The organism is Kitasatospora sp. NPDC088861 (assembly GCF_044750105.1).
Classification (GTDB): Bacteria; Actinomycetota; Actinomycetes; order Streptomycetales; family Streptomycetaceae; genus Kitasatospora.
Genome location: NZ_JBIVJF010000033.1, coordinates 22,581 through 45,717, shown reverse-complemented (window position 1 = coordinate 45,717; position 23,137 = coordinate 22,581). Strand labels below are relative to the sequence as shown.

Annotated in this window: 17 protein-coding genes and 1 pseudogene; 4 read left to right on the top strand and 14 right to left on the bottom strand. The window is 69.9% G+C overall.

The annotated features are described in order from the left end of the window. Positions 1-146: 146 nt before the first annotated feature. Positions 147-476 carry a hypothetical protein gene (locus ACIP37_RS33290; protein ID WP_400811917.1) on the top strand — a complete coding sequence of 110 codons (330 nt, stop codon included), beginning with the start codon at positions 147-149 and terminating at the stop codon, positions 474-476. 135 nt (positions 477-611) lie between these two features. Beyond that, positions 612-1,502: a transporter gene (locus ACIP37_RS33285; protein ID WP_400811916.1), complete on the top strand. Its 891-nt coding sequence runs from the start codon at positions 612-614 to the stop codon at positions 1,500-1,502. 446 nt (positions 1,503-1,948) lie between these two features. Here ACIP37_RS33285 and ACIP37_RS33280 read toward each other — a convergent pair whose 3' ends face one another. From ACIP37_RS33280 to ACIP37_RS33230, 11 genes are all read right to left on the bottom strand, one after another. Continuing rightward, positions 1,949-2,242, bottom strand: coding sequence for a putative quinol monooxygenase (locus tag ACIP37_RS33280; protein WP_363586043.1), 294 nt, complete (start codon positions 2,240-2,242; stop codon positions 1,949-1,951). An 82-nt stretch (positions 2,243-2,324) separates the two neighbouring features. Beyond that, positions 2,325-3,173: a methyltransferase domain-containing protein gene (locus tag ACIP37_RS33275; RefSeq protein ID WP_363633671.1), complete on the bottom strand. Its 849-nt coding sequence runs from the start codon at positions 3,171-3,173 to the stop codon at positions 2,325-2,327. An 87-nt stretch (positions 3,174-3,260) separates the two neighbouring features. After that, positions 3,261-4,763: an FAD-dependent monooxygenase gene (locus tag ACIP37_RS33270; RefSeq protein ID WP_363586041.1), complete on the bottom strand. Its 1,503-nt coding sequence runs from the start codon at positions 4,761-4,763 to the stop codon at positions 3,261-3,263. A gap of 83 nt (positions 4,764-4,846) precedes the next feature. Beyond that, complete coding sequence (locus ACIP37_RS33265) at positions 4,847-6,088, bottom strand: cytochrome P450 (protein ID WP_363586040.1); 1,242 nt, start codon at positions 6,086-6,088, stop codon at positions 4,847-4,849. Between the two features lie 27 nt (positions 6,089-6,115). Next, on the bottom strand, positions 6,116-7,216 hold the full coding sequence (locus ACIP37_RS33260; RefSeq protein ID WP_363586039.1) for a cytochrome P450: 1,101 nt from the start codon (positions 7,214-7,216) through the stop codon (positions 6,116-6,118). Between the two features lie 65 nt (positions 7,217-7,281). Continuing rightward, entirely contained in the window at positions 7,282-7,971 is a 690-nt protein-coding gene (locus tag ACIP37_RS33255; RefSeq protein ID WP_400811910.1) for a tRNA-dependent cyclodipeptide synthase, read from the bottom strand. A 1,146-nt stretch (positions 7,972-9,117) separates the two neighbouring features. After that, the gene (locus tag ACIP37_RS33250) at positions 9,118-9,918 is read right to left on the bottom strand and encodes a class I SAM-dependent methyltransferase (RefSeq protein WP_363586111.1); all 801 of its coding nucleotides are present in this window, start codon (positions 9,916-9,918) and stop codon (positions 9,118-9,120) included. Between the two features lie 5 nt (positions 9,919-9,923). Beyond that, complete coding sequence (locus ACIP37_RS33245; protein WP_363633284.1) at positions 9,924-11,300, bottom strand: cytochrome P450; 1,377 nt, start codon at positions 11,298-11,300, stop codon at positions 9,924-9,926. Between the two features lie 141 nt (positions 11,301-11,441). Then, entirely contained in the window at positions 11,442-12,638 is a 1,197-nt protein-coding gene (locus ACIP37_RS33240) for a terpene synthase (RefSeq protein WP_400811907.1), read from the bottom strand. 319 nt (positions 12,639-12,957) lie between these two features. Then, complete coding sequence (locus ACIP37_RS33235) at positions 12,958-13,254, bottom strand: hypothetical protein (RefSeq protein WP_363633286.1); 297 nt, start codon at positions 13,252-13,254, stop codon at positions 12,958-12,960. Positions 13,255-14,102: 848 nt separating this feature from the next. After that, the gene (locus ACIP37_RS33230) at positions 14,103-14,675 is read right to left on the bottom strand and encodes a hypothetical protein (RefSeq protein WP_363588408.1); all 573 of its coding nucleotides are present in this window, start codon (positions 14,673-14,675) and stop codon (positions 14,103-14,105) included. A 228-nt stretch (positions 14,676-14,903) separates the two neighbouring features. On the opposite strand from ACIP37_RS33230, the gene ACIP37_RS33225 reads away from it, so the two are divergent. Then, a complete protein-coding gene (locus tag ACIP37_RS33225) occupies positions 14,904-17,759 on the top strand; it encodes an AfsR/SARP family transcriptional regulator (RefSeq protein ID WP_400811904.1) in 2,856 nt (951 codons plus the stop codon). A 388-nt stretch (positions 17,760-18,147) separates the two neighbouring features. On the opposite strand, the gene ACIP37_RS33220 is transcribed toward ACIP37_RS33225, so the two are convergent. From ACIP37_RS33220 to ACIP37_RS33210, 3 genes and pseudogenes are all read right to left on the bottom strand, one after another. Then, positions 18,148-18,531 carry a hypothetical protein gene (locus tag ACIP37_RS33220; protein WP_400811958.1) on the bottom strand — a complete coding sequence of 128 codons (384 nt, stop codon included), beginning with the start codon at positions 18,529-18,531 and terminating at the stop codon, positions 18,148-18,150. A gap of 231 nt (positions 18,532-18,762) precedes the next feature. Then, positions 18,763-19,184, bottom strand: a pseudogene (locus tag ACIP37_RS33215) (response regulator transcription factor); the annotation flags it as partial. Further along, positions 19,181-20,485: a histidine kinase gene (locus ACIP37_RS33210; protein ID WP_363588412.1), complete on the bottom strand. Its 1,305-nt coding sequence runs from the start codon at positions 20,483-20,485 to the stop codon at positions 19,181-19,183. The gene ACIP37_RS33210 and the pseudogene ACIP37_RS33215, both read right to left, overlap by 4 nt. 366 nt (positions 20,486-20,851) lie before the next feature. Between ACIP37_RS33210 and ACIP37_RS33205 the strand changes: the two genes are divergently transcribed. After that, a complete protein-coding gene (locus ACIP37_RS33205; RefSeq protein WP_400811902.1) occupies positions 20,852-23,044 on the top strand; it encodes an MMPL family transporter in 2,193 nt (730 codons plus the stop codon). Positions 23,045-23,137: the final 93 nt, after the last annotated feature.

Genomic DNA, 23,137 nt, shown 5'->3' with positions numbered 1-23,137 from the left:
ACGACGGCATCAAGAACCCCGCCCCAGAACTTCCACCCGCCGACGGCTGGACCCCAGCATCCCTGGTAGCGATCGGCGTCCGTTCTTCACCGCACCTCAGCGCGACGCTTCGCCACCGCCTGGATCTGTACGAGCACACCCTGCGGGTGCGCACCGGCGCTACCCACCCGCTCCTCGGGCTCACGATCGACGACCAGCACTCCCCTACAGAGGCCTACATCTACCTGACGCCGCCCGACGGCCAGCGCGAGCTGCTCACCCTCGCGTTGGAGGACACCCCCGAGGCGGACGTACGGGCCTTCGTCGTCCACATCCACAGCGCCGTCGCCGACACCGGCAACCGCCGCCAGGCCGAACAGAACCTGCACCAGGTCACCGCCCAGCTGAAGAACGACCTTCGCATCCCCCAGGCCCGACGCGAACTGGACACCGTCTACCACCGCTGGCAGGAACTGACCGGCCACCGTCCCAAGTGACCACCCCCTCGGCGGCAGGCTGGTCCGGAGTCCGGTCCGGTGACGGCCAAAATCCCGTCCGCGCCGTCAAGCCCCCCATCCCCGAAAGCAGCTTCAACGCGTGGGTCGGACCGACCAGGGTGAAGCCCCGGGAAGGTGTCGGGGCTGAGGCTGTTCCATACGACAAGCGGGGTGGCGGAGGTCGCACCGCGTCTTGCTGAGGTCGAGGCGGATGTGCAGGATCTCGTCGAGGCGCACATGGAGACGATGCTGGGGGTGCGGTTCCTGGCGAGCGAGTACAGCACCGGCCCTGTGCACGGCGGGCGGATCGACTCGCTGGGTCTTGACGAGAACGGTGCGCCGGTGATCGTCGAGTACAAGCGGGCGACTGACGCCGGGGTGATCCACCAGGGGCTGTTCTATCTGTCCTGGCTGATGGACCACCGGGACGAGTTCCAGCGACTGGTGCGTGACCGGCTCGGCGCCGAGGCTGCGGCCGGGGTCTTGTGGAGCGCGCCAAGGCTGATCTGTGTGGCCGGTGACTTCACCCGCTATGACGTCCACGCCGTACGCGAGCACCGCCGCAGCATCGATCTCGTACGCTACCGCTTCTACGGCGATCACCACATCGGGCTGGAAACGGTGGCCTCCGTCACCGGACACGCCGCTGCTTCCCGGATGGCCTCCCGCCTGCGCGCGGCCGGGGGCCGGAGCGAGCGTACGGCGGGCGGGGCGATGACGGAGCTGGCCGCCGCGGTCGACGAGGCGCTGCTCGGGCTCGGAGACGACATCGTTCCCGTGCAGCGCAAGCAGTACCGGGCCTATCAGCGGCTGCGGAACTTCGCCTGCCTCTGCCCGCCCCAGCAGGCCAAGCTCCTCGTCTACCTGAAGGCCGACCCGGGCACGGTTGATCTCGTCCCCGGCTTCACCCGGGACGTGACAGGACTCGGCCACCACGGAACCGGTGACCTGGAAGTCCAGCTTCGCACGGAGCGGGACTTGGAGCGGGCTCAGGATCTGTTCCGCCTCAGCTGCGCCGCGGCGTAGGAGGGCTCGATCCCGTGTGCGTGTGACGGGCTCCGCTGGGGTCTGGTGTGAAGTTGTGGGTGGGGTGGTCGTTCTGGTGCCTCTCGACGGTGTGGGCAGGGCGTGGCGGTGGAGTAATCAATGGTCCAGTGGTTCTCCGGTTTCGCGAACCGGGGAACCACGGCTATGTTCCGCCGTCATCGCCCGAGAGGGTGGTGGTCCTGGTTGGCCGGCTCAGCGGCGGAGCAGGTCGTCCGGATTGATGGCCAGGTAGGTCTCGGGTGTGGTGGCTTCCAGCGCGGCGGGGCGAGGGTGAAGCCCGGGGTGTTCCCCAGGAGGGCTTCCCAGGCTGGTCCCGGGTGCTGGAGACGGCAGCTCGGAGTCTGCGCTGGACATGGGGCCTGGCCTCAGGTCTTGTCCGTGCAGTCTCCGTGGGGTTAGCGGTCGCCCTCGTGGGGACTCTCATCTCATGTCAGCTCCCGGTAAGTTGTGATCTTGATCGGTTCCGCCAGGAGTGATTCCACCGCGGCGGCGAGGTGCTGGGAGTGCGCACTTCGGAAGTGGCGCTGGAGGTCTTCGGTGTGTCGCCACCGCTCGATGGCGATGAATTCCTCCGGGGTTTCGATGCTCTGCTGGATGGAGTAGTGCAGGCTTCCCTCCTCGTTCCGGGTGGGTTCGATGACCGCCTGGAGCAGTTGTGCGAGTTCTGCCTCCTTGCCCGCCCTGGCGACGACCCGGCCCACAACCGTTACTTCACTCATCGGCTTCGCCTCTCTCGGTGTTCCGTTTGCGTGTTGTTCCGTTCGGATGGGCGCTCTCCGCCCTTCCTGGCGGACCGGCTCTTCAGGTTCTCCGCTGTCGCCGTCCGACCGCGGGGGTGTGTCCATGGGCAGCGCCGATGGGGAGTGCGGGGAAGACCATGGACGGGTCGTCGAACAGGGAGGAGAGCCGTCGATCGGCGGTGTCGAGCAGACCGTGGTCCTGGAACGACGGTGCGAGGCGGGCGAGCGTGAGCGCGTAGAAGCCGCGTTTTCCACCGGAGACGAGGGGGTGTCGCCGCTGGTGGGTGATGCCCTCCAGACCCTGGGCGGCGAGGAGCACCGGGAGGGTGTTGCCGAGTTCGGGGTGTGCTCCGGCGAGTGTCATCAGCCGGTGCACCGCGGTTGCGAACTCCAGGAAGGCTGTGGCCGCTCTTCTGTCCGGGGCGTGTTTGGCGGCGATGGCGAGTGTCTCGCGACTGACGTCGATCGCTTCGGCGAAGAGCTGCCCGTGTGGTGCCAGCGAGGGGATCAGCCGGGCCAGGACGGATTCGGGGTCCGGCAGATGCTCCAGTACGGATCTGGCGTGGATCAGATCCCAGGAACCTGGTGGCAGAGGGCCTGCGGTGATGTCGTGTTCGATCACTTCGACCCCGGGATGTGCGATGTTCCTCAGAAATCGCGGATCGCTGTCGGTTGCCACCACTCTTCCGGTCTCTCCGGCGAGAGATGCCAGGAGACGGGCGATACTGCCCGCTCCCGCGCCGACTTCGAGGCATGACCACCCGGGTGCCGGGTTCACCCGGGTGAGGATCTCCTCGGTTCCGGGGTCGTAGACCTGCTCGATCGTGCGCAGGCGGTCGAATTCGAGATCCGCTCGGGCGGCTGAATCCAGAACGTAGGGGGCGGGTTGCGGACGGTCCGGGTCGGTCATGGTCTGCCTCTCTGGTTCCTCCGGGCCCGACGAGCGGTGCAGGGCCGCCGACGCGAGCACGAGCAGCCCAGATCAGGGTCCCGCCGGTCATCCGACATGTATGCCGAGTGAGCGAAGATGACTGGTCACCTCACTTGGAGTCTCGGTGGCCAGCGAGATGTATCCGTCCGGTCGTACGAGGAACAGGCCGTGCGGTGCGTACGCGCGGGAGGCGAACCCCGCGGGGTCCGAGACGTCGTGGCCGACGCGCACCACGCGGATCACCGCGGGACCCCGGGCGCTGACAGGCTGGATGGGCGGACTTCCGAAGGAAAGAAGGGTGAAGTGGGGTCCGCGGAAGAGGTCGAAGAGACGTACCGGGGCTCCGCCACGGTCGGTACAAGGGGCATCCGGAGCGCGGTCCCCCGCGTGGAGGGCTTCCTCGACGAGAGCGGGGCGCATCTCCGCGTTGGGTGGAATACCCCGGTATCCGAGTGCCAGATGGTGCGTGGTGCGGTCACGGCGCGCGGCCAGCTCCCTGACCCGACCCGCCCCTTGGTGGATGCGGGTGCTCACTCCAAGCACCTCCGCCGCAGCGGGCCGGCGCTCCGCCTCGTAGGAGTCCAGGAGCGAGGGTGCTGCCTGGCCGGTTGCCGCGAGCGCCAGTTTCCATCCCAGGTTGTAGGCGTCCTGGATGCTCGCGTTGATGCCCTGGCCGCCCGCCGGGGAATGAACATGCGCGGAGTCACCGGCCAGGAACACCCGGCCGACCCGGAAGTGCTCCGCCAGCGCTGCTCGTGCCCGGAAGACCGATGACCACAGCACCTTCCGCACCCGCACTCCCGTGCGGGCGGCCACCAGTTCGCGGACCCGCTCGGGAGCGGGGTCGGGGGTTCCCGTCGCGAACCGTGCGATGACCTGGAAGTAGTCCGTTCTGGCGACGGGACAGATCGCGGTCATGATGCCGACCGCGTCACCCCAGGTGTGCCAGTGCTCGCGGTCCAGTCCGGGAATATCGGCATCGGCCACGAGCAGCGGCCGGGTGTCCACGTCTTCGCGGTCGAACCTCACACCCAGGATTTTCCGTACGGTGCTGCCGCCCCCGTCTGCCCCGACCAGGTAGTCGGCCGCGATCTCCCGCGTACCTCCGTCGGTCCGGACAACCTGGGCCAGCACGCCGGCCTCGTCCTGGGAGAATCCGTCGAGCCGCGCTCCGAACTCGACACGGTGGCCCAGATTCAGCAGTCGCTCGCGAAGCAGTTCCTGGGTGCGCGACTGAGGAAGCATCAGGGGCTCGGCATAGGGCGTGGCCCCAGTGGGCTCGCCACGGGCGATGACGTCCCACTCCCTGACGATCCTTCCCTCCTCCCAGGCCACCATCGGCGGCAGCGGCGCTCCCTCCGCCTGTACTGAGTCGATGATTCCGAGGTCGTCGAAGATCTCCAGGGTGCGCGGCTGGAGACCCTTGCCCCGTGATCCCGGAAAGGGACCCGCGCCGGCGTCGATGATCCGGAAGTCGACGTGCCGACGGGCCAGTTCCACCGCCAGGACCAGTCCGGCAGGTCCTCCTCCGGCAATCAGAACAGATGTGTGGTGGCGATTACTGTCCACGGCATGTCCCCTTTCCGGTCCTCCGTCATCGTGATGCGGAGGAGGTCGCAGCCGGCTGTATGCGGTTTCCCCTTTCTGGTGGTTCAGGCAGCCAGGAGCCGTCCTTCCGCGGTGGGATCGAATGTGAGGGTGAGTGATTCGGGGCCGCGGGAGTAGAAGCCGGTCTCTTCGTAGGAGGCGTCCTCGGGGAAGCCGATGTTCTCCATGAGGGCCAGCAGCATCGTCACGACCGTCTCCAGTTCCCTGCGCGCGAATGCGGCCCCGACGCACGAGTGCATGCCCGCGCCGAACCCGAAGTGGGTAGCGGCGGCGGTGAAGGACCGTTCGGGACCGAGGTCGGTGCGCTGGAGGTCGAAGGTGTCGGGCCGTTCGAAGACACGCGGGTCGCGGTTGGCGGCGGCGAGCATGCACCAGACCATGGTCTCGGCGGGTATGGCGACGCCGGAGATCTCGACGTTCTCCGCTGTCCTGCGGGGGATCAATTGCACGGGCGGTGTGTAGCGGAGCGTCTCCGCGATGGCGTTGGTCACCAGTCCGGGATCGCCGCGGACCAGGGCCATCTGATCGGGGTGGGTGATCAGATGCCGGAACAGCAGGGCCAGTGTCTTGTCCGCCGGTTCGGTCGCGGCGAGGAGCACGTTGTGGCACAGAGCGGTGACCTCGTGCAGGCTCATCCTCCCGCTCTCGTACTCCGTGTGGCACATCAGCGAGATCACATCCTGGCCGGGGTTCTCGCGCCGTTCCTCGATGAAGGGCCGCAGATAGTCCTCCAGCCGGCGGGCGCACTGGACGCAATGCCGGTATCGCTCCTCGGTCAGAGTGACGCTCGTCACGAATTCGGCCACGCCCTGGAACCAGGAGTGCACATTCCGCCAGTTGTCCTTGGGCAGTCCAAGACTGTCCAGCGCGACCCAGATCGCCAGCTGCTGTCCGAAGTCCTTCACCAGGTCGAACCGGCCGCGCCGCAGATGGGGGCGGATGAGCTGCTCCACGTTGCGGCGGATGAGCGGGATCTGGTCTTCCAGCATCGGCCCGGTGTATCCGCGGATCATTGTCCGGTGTTTGGCGGTGTGTTCGGCGCCGGTCATCTGTGCCAGGACGCGACCGCGCATGACCGGCTCGGCCCGTTCCCGTAAGGCTTGGGTGGTGAAGATCTGGTCCTCGGTCAGAACCCGGCGAACGTCTTCGTGCCGGCTCAGGAAGTAGGCGCCGATGCCGGGTTCGTAGTGGACGGGGTCGTTCTCCCGCAGCTGGGGATACCAGGCGTACGGGTCCCGGGCGAACTTGTCGGACAGGACGCTGATGATGCGGGCAGTCGGATGCATGGTGTTCTCCTCTCATCGGGTTGGCCGTCACCAGGCCACGGGCAGACAGGCGGGACGGATGAACGTCAGATCATTTCTCCAGGGAATCTCGTGTTCATACACGGCCAGGCGCAGTTGTGGGAAGCGCTCGAACAGGGCGGGGCAGACGATGGTGAGAACCAGCCTGCTGAGGGCGTCGTCTGCCAGGGGCCCAGGATCCGTGCGAAGGTCTGTGGACCCGGCGTCCGGACGATGGATGTCGAATTTCGCCGGGGTGGGGTAGTGCTCCTCGTCCCAGGCCGCGCCGAGGGGCGAGGCGCATACCGCGTCTCGGGCCTTGATCAGGGTGCCGTGTAGTTCCAGGTCTCTGAGCGCGATATGGGTGGGGCCGAGCACCGTGCCCGGGTGGTAGCGGCGGAGTTCCCCGGCTGCCGCCCGCCACAGCACTGGATCGCGCAGGCACTCCCGTAGCGGTTTGGGGTGGAGCAGGAGAGTGAACGGTCCGGTCAGCAATGCCGAGAAGAGTGACCTCGCGCACCGGACGAGCAAGCCTGTCACCACGGTGTGCGACGGTTCAGTGTCGGCCTCCCGCTGTTCGCGGGCTTTAAAGGGCGTACCGGCGGCATTACCGCGGACGGGGCCATCCCGGAGGTGCTCTGTGAGCGAGTGCAGGACCGGGTGCCTGACAGCCGAATTTCCTGTCGGCTCTTCCTGGATCAGAAGGTTCCGCAATTCCTGGGGATCGAATGACAGCCCGAAGACATCGCGGCACACGGCGGCTGTTAGCGGCGCTGCCAGTTGTTCCAGCAGATCGGCAGGGTTGTTCCCGGTTTCCATGGCGTCTAGGACGAGACCCGTCTGTTTCACGATCGAGGCCCGGTGGGATTCCACCGCCCACGTCGCGCAATACTCGGCGCCCGGCTGCCCGGCCCGCGAGCGCGCTGCCCCGCTGATCCCGGCCGGAGGGGGAAGTGCTTCAGCGGCATCGCTCAGGCGCACGAGGTCCGGGTCGGTGAATACTCGCAGGATGTCGTCCCGGCGGGAGATCATCCACAGCCAGGATCCGCCCGGAAGCTCGACCGGGCAGACCGGCTGCCGTCGGCGTGCCCAGTGGATCACGGGCGGAGGCGTGCCCAGGGGGCCCAGCACGAAGGGAAACCTCAACGGTACTTCCGGTGTCCTCGCCGGCATCGGGAGCTGCCTGAGCTGCCTCATCACGAACCACCCGGCAGTACGGGCTCGGCCACCACGAACCCCTGTTGTGCAGCTGACCGCAGCCCGGTCGCCGGACCGGCGAGCAGGGCCGCGGCGAGCTCGATCCGCCGGTGGTAGACGAACACCGAAGAAGCCACGTCAAAGATCGACGGGCTGTCCACGATCAGCGGCAACTCTGCGATCGGATAACTGACGCAGGCGTCGATCTGCTCCTCACCGGGCTCCGTATCCGCGATGGACTGGACCGCTCCCCGGGCAACCGCCCGGCAGGCCACCCTGAGGGCGGGATCGACTCGGTATGCCGCTCTGGCCCGCTCACGCAACGCCGCGTACTCGGGTCGGCTCATCAGCTGAGTCCAGGTATGGACGCGCCTTTCCGGCGTGGACACACCGGCACGCGACAGCGCAAGCACCGCGGGATTCCTGAGCTGGTTCACAGCTCGCCGCACACGCCCCACTGCCTCCAGCGGCCTGACGCCCGCAGCGGTGAGGGTATGTGCCGCCTCGAATCCGGGAACGAGAACGTCGACCCTCGTGAAATGTCCGGCTGCCCACTGGACCAACGCCTCCACCCGGCATGGTGTGTAGTAGCCGTTGAACGGGCTCAGACCCACGACGCAGTGGTCGGAGGCATCGGCGATCCGACGGCAATTCTCGCTCTGTGGTCGAATCAGGAAATCCACGGTCACCACCGCTTACCTGCATCTGTATGCCACGTTCTCATGCCAATACCTTTCCCGGTCGCCAGGTCTGAAAGTCCGCCATGAAGTGGGCGGCCCGAAGAGAGAACGCCGTCACGCCAGAATTCACACCGAATTCTCTGCCCGAACGGCTCAGGTCATTTGGAGACGAAACCTGTCTTCTCGTCACGGCAGCCCTGCGGGCGGCGCCAATACAACTCGACGGTCGAGCCGTGCGCATCACCCGTGATCACTCCGCAGTGCGCCGACGCCTCCTCGCCGTGCTGCTACACACTACGGGATGTTATGAACATTCGATAGACCTTATTGCTGTATTAGTTTAGGCCCGGGAGGCCGCCCTCGGTGGTGGGCAGTGGAAATCGCCATTGTGTTCGTTAATGGAAATTTAGTTCGAATATACTTTCCCTCGGCTGCATTTCGAGCCCGTCGGCACGATCCTCGCCATCCACGGATCTTCCTCACCGAGGTCCGCTCGGCTCGGCGGCACCACCCGCACGTCGGCAACCGTGTGGTGATGTCGACGCCTGCGCCTGGGGCCTCGCGCCTTGGCGCCGGCCGTGCGTACTGCCCACCGCGCCTCCGATGGCCAGGCCACTTCGGCCCCGATCTCCCCGGGTTGTTCGCGGAACACACCCTCGGCGACGACATCTTCGCTATTCGTGGCGACGGCAGGCACACCGTGCCGCGCTTCCCCGAATGCCGGCCCTTGGGCCGGCTGGTACTCACCGCCTCCGGCGCTTACACCATGACCAATCACCGGCGGTTCAACCGCATCCAGCCGCCCACTGGATACCCTTTCGGCGGCGGCAGCGACAGCGTCGTCCCCACGAAGGAGCGCTTGTGGCCACTGTCGCTCCGCAACCCGTGACGATCTGCCGCTGATCACAGACGTCCACGCGTTCGGGGTCTCCCACCCCGAACGCGGGATCGCCTTACCGACTGCTCCGGCTGAGCACCGGAGAAGACGCATGCGGCTCGTGCGTGCCCTGATCGTGGCGATCGACACCGCGATCTCCCGCCGGCGGACGATCACCAGAGCACGATCAAGCCCGTGACCTGCCCGAGCACCCTGCCCCCGCACCACGCCGGCGCCCGTGACCTGTGGATTTCAGGATGGAATCAGCTCATGGGGAGTCAGTGGCGGGTGCGTCGGCCCCAGGTGGACAGGGTCAGGAGGGCGAGGTCGGTGTACTCTCCGCCTTCCAAAAGCTTCGTACAGTCCGTCAGTTCTTCGGGTGTGGTGAGACGTTCGCGGATCAGGGCTGGGCCGATTTGCTCCAGGGAGAGCCGCAGGAAGGCGTCGGCGTTGCCGTTCCTGCCCACCAGGCCCGGGGTGCAGTGGACGCCGATATCGGTCAGACCTGCCTGTGAGAGGAGTCCCGGCAGTGCGGTGCCCCATCGCTGCTCGGTGCGCATCACGTTCTCGGACAGGGTGAACACGGCGTTGAGACAGCGCTGGTAGGCGTTCCGGGTGCCGGCCGGGGGATGGACCGCCATGACCGTCTCCACGCACACCCAGCCTCCCGGTGCGGTCCAGCGCGCCATCTTGCCGAGGACTTCTGCTCGCTCCGGCAGGTGTTCCAGCAGTGCTCGGGCATGGACGAGGTCGAAGGAGGCCGCCGGAAAGTCCTCCCGGACGACATCGTGGCGTCGGACGGACAGGTTGGGCACGTCCCGGGGCAGCAGGGCGGTGCTGATGTCGGTGCCCACGACCTCCCCTGGGGCACACTGCTCGGCCAGCCAGCGCGCGACGGAGCCGGCACCGCCTCCGAGCTCAAGGCACCGCCAGCCCGGCTGGATGCCGAGACGAGTGATGACGGAGCGTGTGGTGGGGTCGAGGTACGCCTCGAGGGCACGCAGCCGCGCCTCTTCCTGGGGGATGTGGTGGTCGAGGAGCCCCGCCCCGTACTTCTGTGCTGCGAGCCCGTTGGCCATCTCGGTCACGACGAAGCCTCCGGGGTGTTCGGTGGCTGTCCCGGCCACCGTTGCCGCAGGCGCATGGAGAGGGCGTTGGGTGTGAGCGTGATTCGGCGGGCGGGGTGGACGGGCCGGCCGGGAACCGGGTCGAGCTGCCAGCGTGCGGCGATGGAGGCGAGGGCGAGTGTCGCCTCGTTGCGGGCGAAGACCTCGCCGATGCACTTGCGCGGCCCGCTCCCGAAGGGCAGCAGCGTGCCCGGCGGGGGCTTGCCCGCGCCCTGCCAGCGATCGGGGTCGAAGCTGTCAGGAGCAGGGTAGAGGTCGGCGCGGCGGTGGACCTGGTAGGCGCTGAACATCATGGTGGTGCCCGCGGGGAGACGGTGTCCGCCCAGTACGGTGTCGCTGGTGGTGTTCCGGGTGAAGAGCCATGCCGACGGATACAGGCGGAGCGTCTCGCTGACGATCCTGTCGGTCACTTCCAGCGCGGGCAGGTCGGCGTGCTGCGCGGGGCGGCCGTCGAGGACGGTGTCGACCTCGGCCTGGAGCCTGTCCTGGATGTCGGGGTGGGCGCCGATCAGGTGCCAGGCCCAGGAGAGCAGGATGGCGGTGGTGTCGATCCCGGCGAGGAGGAAGGTGAGAACCTGTTCGTGGATCTCGTCGTCGGTCAGGCCCAGCCCGCCCTCCTCCTGGGGGGCCAGCAGGGTGGACAGTAGGTCGCCCCGGTCGACGCCGTCGGCGCGGTGGTTGGCGATCAGAGTGTCGGTGAGCCGCCGGACGTGGACCCGGGCCCGGTCGAAGCGGCGGTTGCCGCGGGTGGGGAGCTTGTCGGCCATCGGCACGGGCATCATGGCCCGTCGGGCGATGCCGCGGGTGATGGCCTCGACGCTGCCGTAGAGGGCGGCGGAATCGGAGGCGTCCATGTCGGCGGCGAACATGCACCGCGCCGTGACGGCCGTGGTGAGCTGGTACATCGCCTTGGTGACGTCGAGGACCTGGCCGTTGTGCCAGGTGCTGGTAAGTGCCGTGATCTCCTGGCTCGTCATCGTCGCGTACCCGGGCAGCCGTCCGCGCTGGAAGGCCGGCTGGACGAGCCTGCGTTGTCGGCGGTGGTCGTGGGCCGGGCAGCCCAGCAGGCCGTTGCCCGCCAGCTCTCGGAACTTGTCGAAAATGGGCCCGCCCTTGTCGTAGACGCGGTCCTCGGCGAGGACCTGGTGGAGCAGGTCGGGATGGCAGACCATGTGCATGGTCTGCGGTCCCAGTTTGATCCGTACGAGATCGCCGTGTGCGGGCAGTTGCCTCACGAAGTCCAGTGGTCTGCGGGCGAGCGCGAGCGCGTGGCCCAGCACGGGCAGGGCTCCCGGAGCGGTCGCCATCGTGTAGGTGGTTGTCACGGTAGGCATGGCCTCCTGTGCTGTGGTGGATTGCGCCTCGTCTTCGTCAGTCCCGGGCGCGGGGTTCACCGTCGGACGGGTTGACCTGGCCGGGTCCGCAGACCCCGGTCCGGACGGCCGGGACAGGCGGGGCAGCCGTCCGGAGCGCGTTCACCAAGTGGGCGGGTCTGCCCGCCGGGACGGCCGCCGACGTTCACCCGCCGGTGCGGCGTCCGGAGTGCGCCACCACCAGCCGATCACGGCGGAATCAAGGGCTGATGCCTCCTCCGTCGGCCGCGGATCCGGTGCGTGCGGGCTGAGAACGAGACGCTCCCGTACCGGACCGGCATAGCGCGTGGTGACAAGGCTGAAATCCAGGTTGGCGCGCACCCATCGGCCAAGACTCTCGACGAACCGCCGGAGTTCGGCACCGACCTCCGGCGTCACCGTACGCTCGCTCAGTTCGACGAAGCGGCGCATCACCGTGTTGCGCAACACGACGGCCTCATGGAGCGACTCCGCGGTCGTTGTCTGCCGCTCCGATGCCAGCACATCCAGGAGGTTCACCTCCAAAGAGCCGCGCTGGGACTCCTTGTGATGAGAGAAGATATCGTTGTCGAGGGAGACGAGGACCGCGCACATCTCCACCAGAGCCCGGACCTCGGGCGTATCACGCAACTCCTGCGGCAAAACGTATCCGTTGGCCACGTCCAACAGCGCGATACTGCTCTGCATCGCACCGTTGCGCAGGCGCAGTAACAAGTAGTCGTCCAGCCTCTGGGGCTTCTCACCGTTTCGCCGCCGCGACCGCTCCCAGACCAGAGCGGCGAAGTAGGACCGGACGGCGTCAGCCCAGTCGCAGAACTGCGTGGGTGTCGCGCATGCAGAGATGCGTGACGCTACATCACGGAGCGCCCAGGCATAGGCGTTGTCCGGCAGGAGCCCGATGTCCCCGGTTTCGGCCACCCTGTGGAGCCGCGCCAGGAAAGCCGCCCACTCGGTGACATCCATGTCCGCGTTCTCGGCCTCGTCGCAGTAATCGTCGTCAAATGCGAAGAGCCAGGTGTGGTAATCAGCGAAAGCGGCGAGCCCTTCCTCCTTGCCGTGCGGCACAACGCCCGCCGCGAGCGCTCCTGGCCGCATCGTCGAAAACCGTTCCCGACGTTCCCGGTCGGAAGGGATTCCCTGCTTGGCAGCCCAGGCCATCGTGCTTTCATTGATTGCCAATCTGGCCGGGTTCTCAGCTCTTTCGATGGGGCAGTAGAGAGTCAGCCGACTGAAGTGTTCAGGCATTTCAACCTCGAAAAGTGATCTTTGATTGAGGAATCCGACGACGGAAAACGGTGCAACCCTGTTCGCGGGGTGCAAGGTTGATGTCCCGTGGGAGAGGAACTAAACCTGGACACTTGATGTGCTTTATCATGATTTTTAGTCATCGAGGCCCTTGGAGCCTCACGCTCAAGACCTACAGCCGGAGCAGTGGCGTACTACTCCAAGGCGAATAGCGCTGCTTCGGGGAAACCTGGTCGGCTCTGCACCACGCGCGTCTGGTTCGCCCGCCCGGGCCGTTACGGAAGAGCACCGGGAGCGGACGGGGGCGGCGGGGAGCTGATCGCCGCAGACCGGGGAGGCGGCATGGTGCCGGGTCTACGGCCGGATGAGACGGTCCTCAAGCAGCAGGTCGGCTTCACATGCCTCGGACCGAGATCATCTGGTCCACAGCCTGCTGAACCTTCGGCAGGAACGCCGCGATGGTCTCGCTGTTGGGTTCCTCGCCGAGCAGGTCCACAGCGGTCGCGCGGGTGAGGACGATGTCCGCCTGGTAGACCAGGCCTGCGGCCCACACGTCCAACTCCGCTTCGGTGCCCCCGCTGCCAGGACCGTAGTTGATGTACAGAACGGGGAACTCAGCGGAAGAGTCCAAAAGGGTACGGATGTCTGCGACGGTAACCTGCGGCGCTGGCCTGTCGACGGTCGGTCCCACGGTGTGACGCTCCTCCGGTTGGTAGTTGGGTCAGCCTATGTCCGCTGCGGCGAGCGTGACGCGCAGCAGCTTGGACGTCTTCGAGGGCATGACGGTGCTCCAGCGGGGAGAGAGGGGTGGGATCGGCCGTGCGTGGTGCTCGGCACACACCGGGCCGTGACGGCTGTCCTGCAGGAGCAGCGGTCGGTGACACCTGGTCCGGTGTGCGCCCCAGGCAGGTGCTCCCTGACGGCGGTCACCAGTCTCACCACCGGTCAGGAGCTCCGAAAGGACCTTGGGCAGGCCGGAACCGGCCAGGCCCGTTCCGGCCTGCCCGGATGTTCCGGCGCTCTCCTTCGCCGGACTCAACCCGCTGGCGGCCCCACCTCGACAGCGACACTGCCCCGGCTTCCCGCCTCCCTCGCCACAAGGGCCGGAGCCACCAACGACCTGCAGAACTCGTCTGACGCGCCTTCACCCTGAAGCTCGAACACGGCCGCGCCTCGACCGGCGGCACCGGGCGGCGGCACCGGCGGCGAGAACCCGCCTGGCCCCGACGACAAGTCCGGCGCCGCCGGCGCCAACGCCCGGAACGCCTCCGGATCCCGCGGGGGCGACAGCTACGTCCTGATCACCTGGTGACCAGTCACGAACACGCCCCTACCAGGGCCCGTCGATCCACCAGCCCCTCATGACCGGGATCTGCACCAACGGCTCTGTCCGTCATCGCCGGTGACGAAGCGTGACAGATGCCGCTGGCCGGTCATGCGCCCCTGCCCCGGCTGTGCCCCCGCGGCTACCGAGGTTGCCGAGGTTGCCGGGGAGGGGACCCTCCGAGTGGGGCGGAGTGGGGGTGCCGGGAGCGTGGCTCAGCCGAGCGTCAACGACTTGGCGTGGGTGCGCCAGGCCTCGTCCACCGAGACGGTCTCACCCTTGTAGCTGGGGCTCTCGTAGCCGGTGGCCTGGAATCCGGTGAACAGGTTGAACCAGCAGTTGGCGTACGGGCGCACCGAGTAGACGTGGTCCTGGAGCGGGGCGGGGATGTCGAAGGAGTAGTCGGCGGCGTTCCCGTTGTAGCACGCGTGCGGGCCGGTGAAGGTCACCGATTGGCCCCCGAAGAAGAAGTCCTGGTAGATCGTCCCCAGGACCACCAGGTCGGAGAGGCCGGCCGGGCTGTTCAGTTCCTTGGCGAACGTGCTGTCGCGGGCGGCCTCGGCGGCGGTCGGCGGAGCGTCGGCGACCCGCCCGCCGGTGGCGTAGCTGATGGCCTCCCGGTAGGTGCCGAAGCACTGTGCCTGGCCGCCCTGCGCGTTCACCACGCAGTGCCGGGTCGAGTCTCCGGCCGTCGTGGGTTGAGCGACGGCCGTGGCCGCGCCGGACAAGGACAGTGCGATCGCCGTCGCCGCGAGGACGGATCCGATGCGCTTGAGGGAGTGTGCCATGGTTGATCAACTCCTGGGTCGAAGACCGGCGCCTTTCGGCCGGTGCACGGCAACACTCTCAATCGGCTGCACGATTCTGGCATGATCTGATCACTGCTCTATCGTGACGCGCGCTGCCGTGTGCCGGCACGTGACAGTTCAGGCGACACGCCCGGGACGCACGGAGTGACGCTTCGTCAATACTGTCGTCTCCCGGGTGAGTTGTCTCAATATCGCCGATGGGGGGAAATGGAGTTCAGGATCCTGGGGTCCCTGGAGGTGCGAGCCGGGGCCGCTCCCGTACGGTTGGGCGGACGCCGTCAGCGGAGTCTGCTGGCGATGCTCGTGGCGCACTCGAACCGGACCGTCCCGCTCCCCCGGCTGGTCGACGCGGTCTGGGACCAGGACCCTCCGGCCACGGCGGACCGCCAGATCCGCAACATGGTCGGCCTGCTGCGCCGCGCGCTCGGCACGGGTCCGGCCTCCCCCATCGTGACCGACGGCGCGGGATACCGGCTGGTGGCGGACGACGCCCAGGTGGACCACCGCCTGTTCGCCTCCCGGGCCGCGGCGACAGAGGACCTGGACGCGGCCCAGGCCGTCCCCCGGCTGCGCGAAGCCCTGGAGCTGTGGCGCGGCCCCGCGCTGGACGGGTTGCCCGGCCTGGCCTTCGCCGCCCTCGCGGCCGGCCTGGAGGAGCAGCGGATGGCCGTGCTGGAGCGGCTCTACGAACTGGAGCTGGAGGCGGGGCGGCATCGCGAGGTCGCCGCGGAACTGACCGGCCTGGTCGCCGATTTCCCGCTCCGTGACCGCCTGGTGCGGCAGCTGCTGACCGCCCTGCACCGCTCCGGCCGACACAGCGACGGGCTCGAGGCCTACCGGCGCCATGCCTCCCGGCTCTCCGAGGACCTGGGGCTGGACCCGACACCTGAGGCCCAGGCCCTCCAACGGGCCCTCCTCCTCCCCTGTCCGGCACCGACCGCCCGTCCGGACCGGACCGCCCCGAGCACCGGTGTCGCCCCTACAGTGCCCCCAGCGGACCCGCGACCCGAGCAGCTCCCTTCCGGCCTCTCCGTGTTCGTCGGCCGCGCCCCCGAACTGCTCGTACTGGACCGGGTGCTGACCACCGGAGAGCCCGGCGCCCGCCCAACGGCGACACCGTGCGCCGTGATCACGGGTGCCGCCGGAGTCGGGAAGTCCGTGCTGGCGCTGCACTGGGCCCACCTCACGCGGGAGCGGTTCCCCGACGGACGGCTCTTCGCGGACCTGCGGGGCTGGTCCGCCGCCGGCCCCCGCTCCCCGCACGGGGTGCTGGCGGCGTTCCTGCGCGCGCTGGGCGTGCCGGCCGAGTCGATACCGGCCCAGCTGGACGAGGCGTCCGCGCTCTACCGGTCACTGCTGGCGGAGCGGCGGATGCTCGTCGTCCTCGACGACGCCGCCGGCCCGGAGCACGTCAGGCCACTGCTACCGGGCGGCAGCGGCTGCGCCGTCGTGATCACCAGCCGGGACCGTCTCACCGGGCTCGTCGCCCGCGAGGGCGCCCACCGGGTCGGACTCGACGGCTTCACCCCCGCCGAGGGACAGGCGCTGCTCGCCCGTGTCCTGGGCGTCGGCGCCGCCGAGGCGCAGCGGCAGGCCGGTGCCCGGCTGCTCGACGCCTGCGGGCACCTCCCGCTGGCACTCGGCATCGCCGCGGCCCAGCTGCGCGACCGGCCTCAGCGTGATCTCGCCGCCTTCGCCGACGAGCTGGCCTCCTCCACCGACCGCCTGGGCGCCCTGGAGGCCGGAGGTGACGACCGCTCCTCCCTGCGGTCGGCCTTCGGCCTGTCCTACCGGGCGCTCGACCCCGCCGCCCGGCGTCTGTTCCGCCGGCTCGGCCTGTTCCCGGGGGTGGACATCAGCGCCCCCGTAGCCGCCACCCTGTCCGCGGCCGCCGTCGACGAGTGCGAACGGCTCCTCGGCCGCCTGACCACCGCCCATCTGCTCGCCGAGCCGTCACTGGGTCGCTACCGCTTCCACGACCTGCTGAAGCTCTTCGCGGCCGAGCTGGGCACCCGCGAGGAGAGCCCGGAGGAACAGCGGGAGCTGCTCGAGCGCTGGCACGCGTGGTGCCTGCACCACGCGCACGCCGCTGCCCGGGTGCTGACCCCCGGGCGGCGGCAGGTCCCGCTCGGCCCGCCGCCCGAGGGCCTGCGGGTGGCCGACCTCACCGGCCCCGAACAGGCCACCCGCTGGTGCGACGACCAGCGGGCGAACCTGCTCGCCACCGCCCACCACGCCTACGAGCGGGGGCACGACGAAACGGCCTGGAAACTGCCCGCGCTGCTGTGGAGCTACCTCCACCGCACCTCGCCGCAGACCGAAGGGGTGGCCCTGGGCCGGACGGCCGTGGCTGCCGCCCGCCGCCTGGGCGACCTGAGCGCCCAGGCGCACGGCCTCAACGATCTGGGCCACGTCTGGGGCGCCCTGGGCGAACTCACCCTGTCCCGGCGGACGTTCCAGCGGGCCAGGGTCCTCGCCCACGATGCCGGCGACCGGTGCACCGAGGGCCGGGCGCTGGCCTACCTCGGCGCTTACCACTACTTCACGGGCCGCTACGCCGACGCCGGGGAGTACTACGAGCGGGCCCTCGACCTGCTGACGGCCGACGGCCCGGAGACCGATGACTGGACGGCCGACCTCTGCCGTGCCAGCCTGGCCCCGACCTACCTGCTCCTGGGCCGCTACCAGGAAGCATCGGACCACGCGAGCCGGGTGCTCGCCCGGCCCAGGGCCCAGCGGAACGGGCCGATGGACTGCTCTCTGCTCAACACCCTGGCGGCGGCGCAGCACGCCCTCGGGCGGCCGGAGGGGGCGGTCGGGCACTACGAACGGTCCCTCGCCGTGAGCAGCCGTCTGACGGGCTATCCCGCCCAGCGGGCCCACGCCTTGGCGGGACTGGCCGCCGCCCACCGGGCGCTGGGGTGCGAGCAGCGCTCACGTCAGGCCTGGGACTCCGCGCACGAGATCTACGCGGAGCTGCCGGCGCACCAGCTGACCTCGAACCTGCCGATCCTGGCCGCACTGGGCTTCGCTCCGCCCGCCACGATCGACCGGCGGCGCTAGCCTCGGCCGACTCGCCGCTCAGGTGGCCACCTACCGGCCCGGCCGTGGGGTCGGGGCCGAGGGAGTCGAGCAGCCGGGCGGCGTGCTCGGTCTCGTCGGCGGTAATCGACGCGACGACCTGGCGCAGCAGCTCGGCCGCCTGGCCGCGGGCCTTCCCGGTGGGGGTGAACAGTGCGGCGTTGTAGCGGGCGACCGCGCGGTCCAGGGCGGCCTAGTACTCCAGCAGGACTTCGACGTTTTGCCTGCTCAGAGGCCATGTGGTGAGTGTAGTGGGCTGATGGCTGTCAGGGGCGGTCTTCATGGGGCCGCCCCTCGATCGTGTGCAGTCGGCGTTGGTAGTGGCAGCGGCGGGCGACGGCCTGGCGCTCTCGGCGCCAGATAGACCAGTTCAAGGCGTGAGCGCGGGGCGAGCACCGTGGCGGACGCAGACCGTGGGGACGGCCAGCCGCCAGGAGCCGCCGGATCTCTGCCACGGTGAGGTCCACCAAGGCGCGGGAACCGTTTCTGCAGCCCCCTTTGATGCCGCCGCCATCGCGGCCAGGAAGGCGTGGGCGAGCATGGCCAGGGTGATGTGCCGCATCCAGCCGGTGTAGCGACGGACCTCGTACTGATCCAGGCCGCATTCGTTCTTCGCAGCCTGGAAGCACTCCTCGATCGCCCAGCGCGTCCCGGCAATTCGCACCAACTGCTCAACATTCGTTTCGAGTTGCGAGTAGGCGAGGTAGTAGGCGATCTCGTCGGGCCTGCTCAGACTGCGGCGGGCCAGTGCCACCGCTGGCGAGCCTGGACCTCGCCCTGGTAGCCGAACTCCGCCACCGCGGGCAGCCGGATGGCCGCCCAGTCGTAGATACACGGTCCCTTGGCACCGTCCCCGCACGAGATCCGCTGCCAGGCCTCGGCCGGGGCCTGGGAGAACAGCCGGTCGATACGTGGACAGCCCACGCTGAACTGGGACTTGGGCACTGCCAGGACATAGCCGACACCGGACTGTTCCAGCAGTCGGCGGAAGCGCCCTAGCCTCGCCGGCGTGGACGGTGCGGATCGCCGCGCCCAGTTCCTCCGGCGGGAGTCCTTGGGCAGGAACCCGTTGGCGCCGGCGCGCAGCGCGGCCACCACGTACTCGTCCATGTCGAAGGTACTGAGGGCGAGGACTCGGCAGAAAGGGAGGGCGCGGGCCAGCTCCCGGGTCGCGCCGACCCCGTCGAGCACGGGCATCCGGATGTCCATCACCACGACGTCGGGGCGCAGCAGGCGGGCGGCGGTGACGGCCTGCTCCCCGTTCTCGGCCTCGCCCACCACCTCGAAGGACGGGTCGGGGGAGAGGATCAGGGACAGGCCGCGCCGCACCAGCGGCTGGTCGTCGGCGATGAGGACCCGGCGGCCCGGTGCCACCGCGCCCACCGGGCCGCCGTCGTTCGACCTCACCGGGCCGTCGCCGTTCCGTGCTGGACGGCCGCGTCGGCCGTCTCCTCCGGGGCCAGTGGCAGGTCCGCCAGGACGGCGAAGCCGCCCTCCGGACGTGGTCCGGTCCGCAGGGTGCCGCCGTGCAGGGCGACGCGCTCGCGCATGCCGATCAGGCCGTACCCGCTCCGGCCGCCGGCCGGCGCCGCCTCCTGCGGTGCGGCGCCGCCCGTGCCCGCCGTGCCCCCGTCGTCGCGCACCTCGACGGTGACCCGGTCCGGACCGTACGTCAGGGTGACGGTCGCGCGGGCGGGCCCGGCGTGCTTGCGGGCGTTGGTGAGGCCCTCCTGGACGATCCGGAACACGGTCAGGCCGACGGTGGGCGGCAGCGGGCGGCGGGGCCCGTGGACGCCGAAGTCGGTCGGCAGGCCGGCCACCCGGGACTCGTCCACCAGTCGGCCGAGGTCCTCGGCCCCGGGCTGGGGCGAGGGCGGGGCGGTGTCCGGTTCGTCGCCGGCCCGCAGGACGTCCAGGAGCTGGCGCATCTCCCGCAGGGCCAGTCGCCCGGAGGACTCCAGGGTGACCAGGGCGTCCCGGACCACCTCCGGGTGGGTGAGGTTGGCCCGGGCGCCGCCGGCCATCAGCTGCATGGTGGTGATGTGGTGCGCCACGATGTCGTGCAACTCCCGTGCGATGCGGCGGCGTTCGTCGGCCACCGCGCGGTCGGCCAGCAGTTTGCGGTTGGCCGCGACCTCCCGCTGCCAGCGCGCCACGGCGAGGCCGACGCCGGCCACGAGCAGGGTGGAGCAGGAGGTGCCGGCGAGCGCCTGCCAGGAGGGGACGCGCAGGTGGCTCTGGCTCAGCGTGGTCAGCACCGTCGTCACCGCCGCGGCGGCCGCCGCCACCGGGGCGGGGCGGGCCCGGGCGACCGAGTACAGGCTGACCATCAGGACGGCGCCGAAGTGGGTGCTCGCCGGTGTGGACAGGTCGATCGCGGACTCGACGACCAGGACCACGGCGAGCGCCGGCACCGGGTGGCGGCGCCGGACGAGCAGCGGCAGGGCCGACAGCGCGACGAGGAGCAGGCCCGGCGGGGTCACCCGGCGTACCCCGTCCATCTCGCTGAAGAGCAGGTAGTTGAGCAGGTCGAGCGTGCAGGCGCCGGCGGCCACCAGCGCGTCGGTGTGGGTCCACGGCGCGCCGTCGGTCTCCGGCGGCGCGTCCGCCACCCCGCCGGGCCCCGGGCTCCCGCTCGCCCGGTGCGCCGGGTGCGGCGGGTCCGCCCCGAGTGCCGCGTCCATCGCGGGGCGCTGATGACCGCCCATGTCCGTTCCCCCTCCGTGCCCGGCCCGCGCCGCGCCTCACCGATGAGCCCTGACAAGCCCTGACGAGCCCGATCAGGCCCCGATCAGACCCTGTTTCAGACCCTGCACAGGCTCTGAACAGGCCCGATGAACCATTCTGGCATTGGCCCACCCCGCCCCGGCATGGTCCCCACGGCCGATCACGGGGGCCCGGACCAGGACCACGGTCCCGGGTCCGGGCCCGGCCGAGGAGCAGGGGCCCCGGTGCGGATCGTCCGTCGCAGGGACGTCCGCGGCCCACCCCGGGTGATGGTCTGGAACCCGGCCGGGAACCCCCGGAGCCGAGACCGACCTTGCGGACGCTCGCGTCCACCGCCGGAGGAAACCGTGATCCGCGCACTGACCGGATACTCCACCAGGAACCCGTGGAAGGTGATCACCCTCTGGGTGGTGCTGGCAATCTCCATGGCCCTGCTGAGCCCGATGCTGCTCGCCCGCGTCACCCAGTCCCAGACCGGGGACTTCCTGCCCAAGAGCTACGACTCGGCCGCCGCGCTGCGGATCGCCGAGGAGAACTTCGGGATGAAGCCCGACGCCACCACGGTCACGGTGCTGGTCGCCAGGACCGACGGCCGGGCGCTCACCGCCGCCGACCAGCAGCGGGTCGAGGCCGAGGCGGCGAAGCTCGCCCAGCGCCGGGTCGTCATGCCCAGGAAGGACGACGAGCCGGCCTTCCTCGTCCCCGACCGGTCCCAGACCCCCCGGGTAACCCCGGCCATGGTGGCACCCGACCGCGGCTTCGAACTGCTCTCCGTCGAACTGACCGGCAACGCCGCGGACGAGGGCGTCCAAGGCGTCTACCGGGCGTTCCGGGACGCCACCCGGGCCCAGTTCGCCGACGCCGGGATGCGCACCGGGTTCACCGGGGGACTGGCCGACGCCGTGGACACCGCCGACTCCCACCGCACCGCCGCGACGGTCGGCAGCGCGCTCGTCATGGGGCTGATCGTCCTGCTCAACGTGCTGGTGTTCCGCAGCGTGGCGGCGGCCCTGCTGCCGCTGCTCGCCGTCGCCATGATCGGCAGCGTGGCCGGCGGAGCCGTGGCCGTCGCCGCGACGCTGACCGGCCTCAAGCTCGACGCCGGCACCCCCGGGCTGGTCTCCGTGGTCCTGCTCGGCATCGGCGTCGACTACCTGCTCTTCCTGCTCTTCCGCTTCCGCGAGCACCTGCGGGCCCGGCCCGAGCAGCCCGCCCGCGAAGCCGCCGCCCAGGTGACCGCCCGGGTGGGCACCGCGATCACCTCGGCCGCGCTGACCATCGTCGCCGCCTTCGCCACCCTCGGCGTGGCCAGCTTCGGTCAGTTCCGCTCGCTCGGCCCGGCCATCGCCGTCGCCGTCCTGGTCATGCTGCTGGGCAGTCTCACCATGATGCCCGCCCTGCTCGCCGCCTGCGGCCGCGGCATGTTCTGGCCCTCCCGCAGCCTGCGTCGCCAGCCGGGCGAGGGCTTCGCCGCCCGCTTCGGCACGCTCGTCGCCCGGCGGCCACTGCCCATGCTGCTCGCCGCCCTCGCCCTGCTCGGCGCGCTGGCCGCCGGGATGACCGGGATCCGGATGGACTACGGCCTCGGCGGCGCCGGCGACCGGACCCCGGCCGCCGCCACCGCCGCCGAGATCTCCCGCACCCTGCCGGCCGGCGTCTCCGACCCGACGAGCGTCTACGTCGTCACCACGGACGGCACCACCCTCACCCCCGGCCGGCTCGACGGCCTCTCCCACGCCCTCACCCAGGTCGATGGCGTCGGCATGACGGGCGGCACCGTCCTCAACGGGGACCGGCGCGCCGCCCGGATCAACCTCTACCTGACCGCAGACCCGCAGAGCCGGCGCGCCCGCGACCTGGCCTCCGGCCCGGTCCGCGCTGCGGTCGCCGCCCACACACCCGCCGGGACCAGCGCCCACGTGGGCGGCACGGCGGCGATCTTCGCCGACATCTCCACCGCCGTCGACCACGACCTGGCGATTGTCTTCCCGGTCGCGGCCGCCCTGATCGCCCTGATCCTGCTGCTGCTCCTGCGCAGCCTGCTCGCCCCGCTGGTCCTGATGCTCTCTGTCGGGCTCGGCTTCGCCGCCACCCTCGGCGCCGCGACCCTGCTGTTCCAGCACGGGCTGGGCGAACCGGGCGTCAGCTTCACCCTCCCGCTGGTGCTGTTCCTGTTCGTCGTGGCGCTGGGCACCGACTACAACATCCTCATCACCGACCGGATCCGCGAGGAGATGCAGCGCCCCGGCCCGCCCCGCGCCGCCGTCGCCCGCGCCGTACGGCACACCACGCCCGCCATCGCCACGGCCGGCCTGGTCCTGGCCGGTTCCTTCGCGACCCTCGCCGCCACCCCGGGCAGCGAACAGGTCGCCTTCGCGCTGACGCTCGGCATCCTGCTCTCCGCCGTCGTCCTGTCCCTGGTCCTGGTGCCCGCCGTCGCCGCCCTGCTCGGCCGCGCCCTCTGGTGGCCGCTCCGCCCGGCCCGCCACCACCACCGGGCCGAGCCGGCCCCGGAGCCGTACCGCGTCCCGGTGCCCTGACCGGCGAGCCGTCAGTACTCCAGTGAGAGTTCTCCATGTGGCCTGGTCAGCGCCCTGGGGGCGGTGATCGTAGCGGGGCTGTGGCGTGGGTGG